Raw genomic sequence first — 335 nt, forward strand, 5'->3', positions numbered from 1 at the left:
ACACGTAGTATTGGTCAAGCCCTCGACCTATTAGTATCAGTCAGCTAAATACATTGCTGCACTTACACCTCTGACCTATCAACCTGATGTTCTTTCAGGGGTCTTACTAGCTTACGCTATGGGAAATCTAATCTTGAGGTGGGCTTCACGCTTAGATGCTTTCAGCGTTTATCCCTTCCCGACATAGCTACCCAGCCGTGCCACTGGCGTGACAACTGGTGCACCAGAGGTCAGTCCATCCCGGTCCTCTCGTACTAAGGACAGCTCCTCTCAAATTTCCTACGCCCGCGACGGATAGGGACCGAACTGTCTCACGACGTTCTGAACCCAGCTCG

At 51.3% G+C, this 335-nt stretch carries 1 rRNA gene; it reads right to left on the reverse strand.

The features are described from left to right. Window positions 1-10: 10 nt before the first annotated feature. Window positions 11-335: ribosomal RNA gene (locus RH99_RS18120) — 23S ribosomal RNA — on the reverse strand; the annotation flags it as partial.

The sequence above is a fragment of the Clostridium arbusti SL206 genome (genome assembly GCF_000246895.1).
GTDB lineage: Bacteria > Bacillota > Clostridia > Clostridiales > Clostridiaceae > Clostridium_I > Clostridium_I arbusti.